Origin of the sequence: Tolypothrix sp. FACHB-123, assembly GCF_014697075.1 — a bacterium.
Classification (GTDB): domain Bacteria; phylum Cyanobacteriota; class Cyanobacteriia; order Cyanobacteriales; family Nostocaceae; genus Aulosira.
On record NZ_JACJRE010000133.1, the window covers coordinates 1 to 5,154 of the forward strand.

Annotated in this window: 2 protein-coding genes; both read left to right on the forward strand. The window is 37.6% G+C overall.

The window, feature by feature from the left end; translation table 11 throughout:
• The first annotated feature begins 1,221 nt into the window (after window positions 1–1,221).
• Entirely contained in the window at window positions 1,222–3,060 is a 1,839-nt protein-coding gene (locus H6G41_RS34120) for a caspase family protein (RefSeq protein WP_190752787.1), read from the forward strand.
• 69 nt (window positions 3,061–3,129) lie between these two features.
• Window positions 3,130–5,103 carry a P-loop NTPase fold protein gene (locus H6G41_RS34125; protein ID WP_190752788.1) on the forward strand — a complete coding sequence of 658 codons (1,974 nt, stop codon included), beginning with the start codon at window positions 3,130–3,132 and terminating at the stop codon, window positions 5,101–5,103.
• Window positions 5,104–5,154: the final 51 nt, after the last annotated feature.

The following is a 5,154-nucleotide window of genomic DNA, read 5'->3' on the forward strand; positions in this document are numbered from 1 at the left end:
ATTTAGCTACAAAACATCCCTTATTTACACTGTTTAACTTCAAAGCAGACGACAAGTGTATAGATTCTTCATGCATAGATGAGGGGGAGAAAAGGGGTTGCCGAGAGCAACCCCTTTTCTCCCCCTTAAAATGATTATCATTCTTGAGAAAACCTGTCTCTTGTTTTTCTTGGAATAATTTATTCTTTGGAAGTCCCTTGATTCCGATTCGTCTCTCACTGAATTTTAGATTTTAGATTTTAAATTTTGGATTGTTGGCGTAGCCTCTCCATCAGGAGAAGATCCATAAGTTAAGATCGCGCATTGGTCTGTTCGCGCAGCGTTGCCGAAGGCTAGCAAGCAAATTTATTCGGGAATAAGTCAAAAGTCAAAAGTCAAAAATTTTTGGTTGAAGCCTCTGACTTTAGGCATGGAGTCAATCTAAAATCCAAAATTGATTCACGAGAAGAGATTTATTAATGAGTTGAAGTTCTAAACCTTTGGCTCTTTTTTGAAGCATAAATGTAACTTTTGAGTATTATATTTTTGATTTCTATTTTTCTAAAACTATTTTTGGCTCAAAAACTTGCTCCAAAAATTTGGCGTACTGTGTGAAAGTTTTTGGCAGGGTCAAGTCTCTCCCAAGAATTCAAAAACCTACCAATTCATGGAAAAGTTTGGGAAATTAATGACAACTTTTGGGAGAAGTTTGGGAAAATTTGGGAAGCTTGAAGATGATTTAAGTCTAGCTTATTGAGAATTGTGTCAATAAGCTAGAAAAACCTGATTTTATTTTCCTTTAAGTCACTTTTTTTGGGAGATTTAGGGAGATACTTGCCCTGAATATGGAAAATTATGGGAAACTTTGGGGACGAAGTATCACTTTCTTGGGAATTTTTTTTGGACTTTTACTCTGTAAGGCAAGGCTTTTTGTAGTCGATTTGTAGTCGATTTGTAGTTAAAAGCTAGGTTAAATAGGGTGACATCTTTAGCTTGATGGCAACCAGATTTTCTCCTCTTGGGTTAAGAAAATTTTTGGCACTACTTCAAAAAAAACTTAATCTGCATTACACTTTTTAGCCCAATTGTGCAGCACAACAACTAGGGGCGAAAATAGCGAAGTTGCAAAGAGACTTTGAAAAATTTTTTTTCAACTGAGTCGCATCCATGCATAAAGTTATGCTAATTGCTTGTTAATTGATCAGCCAACGACTACAGTTATCAGAATAACTTCATGGAATTATGGCTCGGAATTTCTACGCACTATTGGTCGGAATAGACTCATATCCAAACCCAATTCATTCCCTTCAAGGGTGTGTTAACGATATGACCGCGATGGCAGAGTATCTAAATAATCGATTTTTTCAAGAAGGATATCAATTGCATCTGAAAATGCTTACGAATCAAGAAGCTACGCGTCAGGCAATCATTGATGGATTTCGGATGCATCTGTGTCAGGCTAGGAGTAATGATTTAAGTCTCTTTTACTTTAGTGGTCACGGTAGTCAGCAGGAAGCACAAGAAGAATTTTGGCACTTAATACCCAGTCGCTTAAGTTCTACACTGGTTTGTTATGACAGTAGGACTGAAGGTGGTAAGGATTTAATAGATTGGGAATTAGCTGAACTGATTTACCAAGTAGGACAAGAAAATCCTCAAATTATTTTGATCCTTGATAGTGTACATGCTGGTTTTAAAATCAAACCTTTACTAGAGTTAATTGCTACACGTCAAGTTACCGCAGTCCCGACGCAGGACATAAAACAAAATCTGGGGCAGCAGTCAACTAATTGGATGTCTCCTAAACTCCGCTATATCTTTCTAGCTGCTTGCCGGGATATTGAGATAGCAAAAGAGATTAATGTACAAGATGGGCAGAAACGAGGGGTATTCTCTTACTTCTTGCTTGATACCTTACAAAGATACAGTAAGAGACTAACTTATCGAGATTTAATCAAACGCACTAATGCTTTAGTTCGGTCGAAAGTTGTGGATCAATCTCCTCAAATAGAAACAGCTGATCTGAGGGATTTAGACCAACTTTTTCCAGGAGGGGAGATCACCGAGCATACTGCCTACTTTACAGTTAGCCATGATATCGATCATGGATGGGTGATTGACGGAGGTGCTGTCCACGGAGTTCAACCACCCGTAAATGATGAAACTACTTTATTAGTACTGTTTAACTTTGATGCTGATAGCAACGATTTGCGCGCTCCCTCAAAGTCTGTGGGTACAGCAAAAGTAACTCAGGTATTGTCAACTAAGAGCAAAATAGATATCGAAGGTGTAAAAAACCTAACTACTGATAGCATTTTTAAAGCATTTGTTATCAGTTTACCACTACCACTTTTAAAAGTGTACTTTGAAGGAGATAAAGCAGGTATAAATCTAGCGCGTGAACAAATCAAAATAGCTGGACTGAATGGTACACCCTCAGCACATATACACGAGGAAGAAGAAATTGGCAACGCAGAGTTACGCCTGTTGTGTCGCAACAATCAGTACATAGTACTCAGATCTACAGATGAGCGTCCCCTAGTAGCTCAAATTGACGGTTACACGCCAGAGAGCGCACGAAAGACAATTCAATGCTTAGAACATATTGCTCGCTGGATGGCAATTGTTAATCTCTCTTATCCTACTACAACTATGATTTCACCAGGTGAAGTAGAGATGGTAATTTATCAGGAGGGGCAAGAGCTTCAAAACAATCAGATTCGCCTAGAGTATCGGCAGGAAAATGGCAGGTTAAAATCACCAACTTTTAAGATCTTGCTCAGAAATATGAGCAAGAAACCACTCTACTGTGTTCTGTTGAATTTGACACACAGATTTGCTGTCAGTGCTGGGTTATTAGTAACAGGAGGAATCTGGCTAAAACCAGGAGAAGAAGCTTGGGCATTGAATGGTGGCGATGTTGATATTTTAGTGCCAAAAGAACTGGTGGAACAGGGGATTAATGAGGTTCAAAATATACTCAAACTGATTGTCAGCACTGTCGAATTTGATGCTACTTTACTCGAACAAACTAACCTTGAGTTGCCTATCGCTCAACCTGAATTTTCACGGAATATTTGAAGATAAACCCAATCTAAATAATGTATCAGATATCAAGTTTTAAGTGATATCTAAATTTCCGGAGGAAGTATGGCGATTAAACCTAAAACCAAAAACTTAGAAGACTGGTTCACCAATCAAATTTCCATTACAGTTGTGCGCCCAGACTTTTTCAATGTCATTCCTCAATGTTTGAACAATGACCTTGCGGAAGGGCCAGACTATCTCAATATTAAGCATGAAGTTGAAGCTCTGGCTGAAATATTAGTGATGAACGACTTAGAGCCACCTCTGGCCGTCGGGATATTCGGCGGCTGGGGAAGTGGAAAGTCCCATGCCATGCATCTAATTCAAGAAAAAATTACTCAGATTCGCTGCCAACCCTTGAATGAAGAACAAGCATGGAAAGACGACGCTCTCCACGTTGGACACATTTATCAAATTCGTTTTGATGCTTGGACTTATACTCGTTCCAATCTCTGGGCAAGCTTGATGCAGACTATTTTCTTTGAGCTAAATCGACAATTAAGCCTAGAAAAACAACTACAAAAGGCAGGAGTTTCCCCTCTTAGCGGTGGTCAAATTTGGCAAGCGCTCAATGAAATGAGTGACGAAGAACGTCAAAATTTGCTTGAGTACCAACTTGAACCAAAAGAGCTTAAAACCTGGGAAAAAATTGTTGAAGGCAACGAAATTCAGGACTTACTTCTAGATTACATTAAAAAATCCAAGCACAAAGAAGTTGAGGTTTTAAAAAACAAAGAAATTGCTTTACAAGAGGAAAAGGAAAAACTTGAGAAATTGAAAGAAAAGATTCGTGTTGAGGTTGAACCCAAAAATACTCAAATTTCCTATTTTTTTGCTCCTATGAACTCACTATTAAAAAATGCAATGGGTTCAGCATTAAATGAGCTTGAAAAAGAAGTTAAAGATGCAATTCCATCAAATAGACAACTTACTCAGCAAGATATAGATAAAATTCGGTCAATATTTACATACTTCCGCTCAAACAAACTATTTACTTGGATAGGTATAAAAAAGTGGATACTAAGTAATTGGAATATATTTTTATGGTTTGGTATATTTGCAATACTGACTATTTTGACCCCAATTATTCTATCGCGTATCACAAAGCAACTCATCCCACAAATTATAGCTACCATATTACCTTTAATTCCGACAATAACAACAGCTACCGTTTTATTTAAAAAGTTCCTGGGATGGTATGCTTCTGTTGAGCAATCTTTTAAGGCTTATCAAAAGCAAATAGAGGAAGAGCAGAAAGAAATTGCAGCATCTCAAGCTAAAGAGATTAAAGAAAAATTTAGTCAATCCAAAGAGATTCAGGAATATGAAAATAATATTAAACAGCTAGAGTCACAAATTGAGCAACAAAAACAGAGCATTAATGTTGTTAATTATGTATCACTGGCTGACTTTGTAACTACCCAGATAACAACAGGGCAATATGAGAAGCGCCTTGGGTTGTTACACCAAATCAAAAATGATTTAGCGATATTGACTGAAAAGCTGACTCTCCCTAAACAATTTGGTAAACGTTATCAGGAGAAGAAGAAACTACTCCAAGGTCTCTTTCCTAGAGGAAAGGCTCGTGTCATTTTATACATTGATGATTTAGATCGCTGTCCCCCTAAACGCGTTGTAGAGGTATTAGAAGCTGTCCAGCTTTTGTTAAAAACCCCTCTGTTTGTGGTAGTTCTGGCAATTGATGATCGCTATATTGCTCGTGCTTTAGAAAAAGTTTATGAAGGTGTTCTGAAGCGTGGAGGTAAGCCTTCAGGGATTGACTATCTAGAAAAAATCATTCAGATTCCCTACCGTATGCGATCAATTTCCCAATCAACGATAGAGTATTATCTTACTTCGCATATGGAAATAGAAGAAGACGAGAATATATCAAAGGCACAAAAAAAAGAGAAAAGAAAGAATGCTGAGAAAGTAGCAATTGAAAGTATTGAAGAAAAGCCGTCTATTTTGGAACCTAAAAATAATCGGTTCTTTAGTACTTGTTATGCTAAACTAACAATCAAAATGCCAGTTTAACAAGCATCTAATTCGGAAGTTTTCAAAGTTTCTAAATCCATAAGCCGAGCG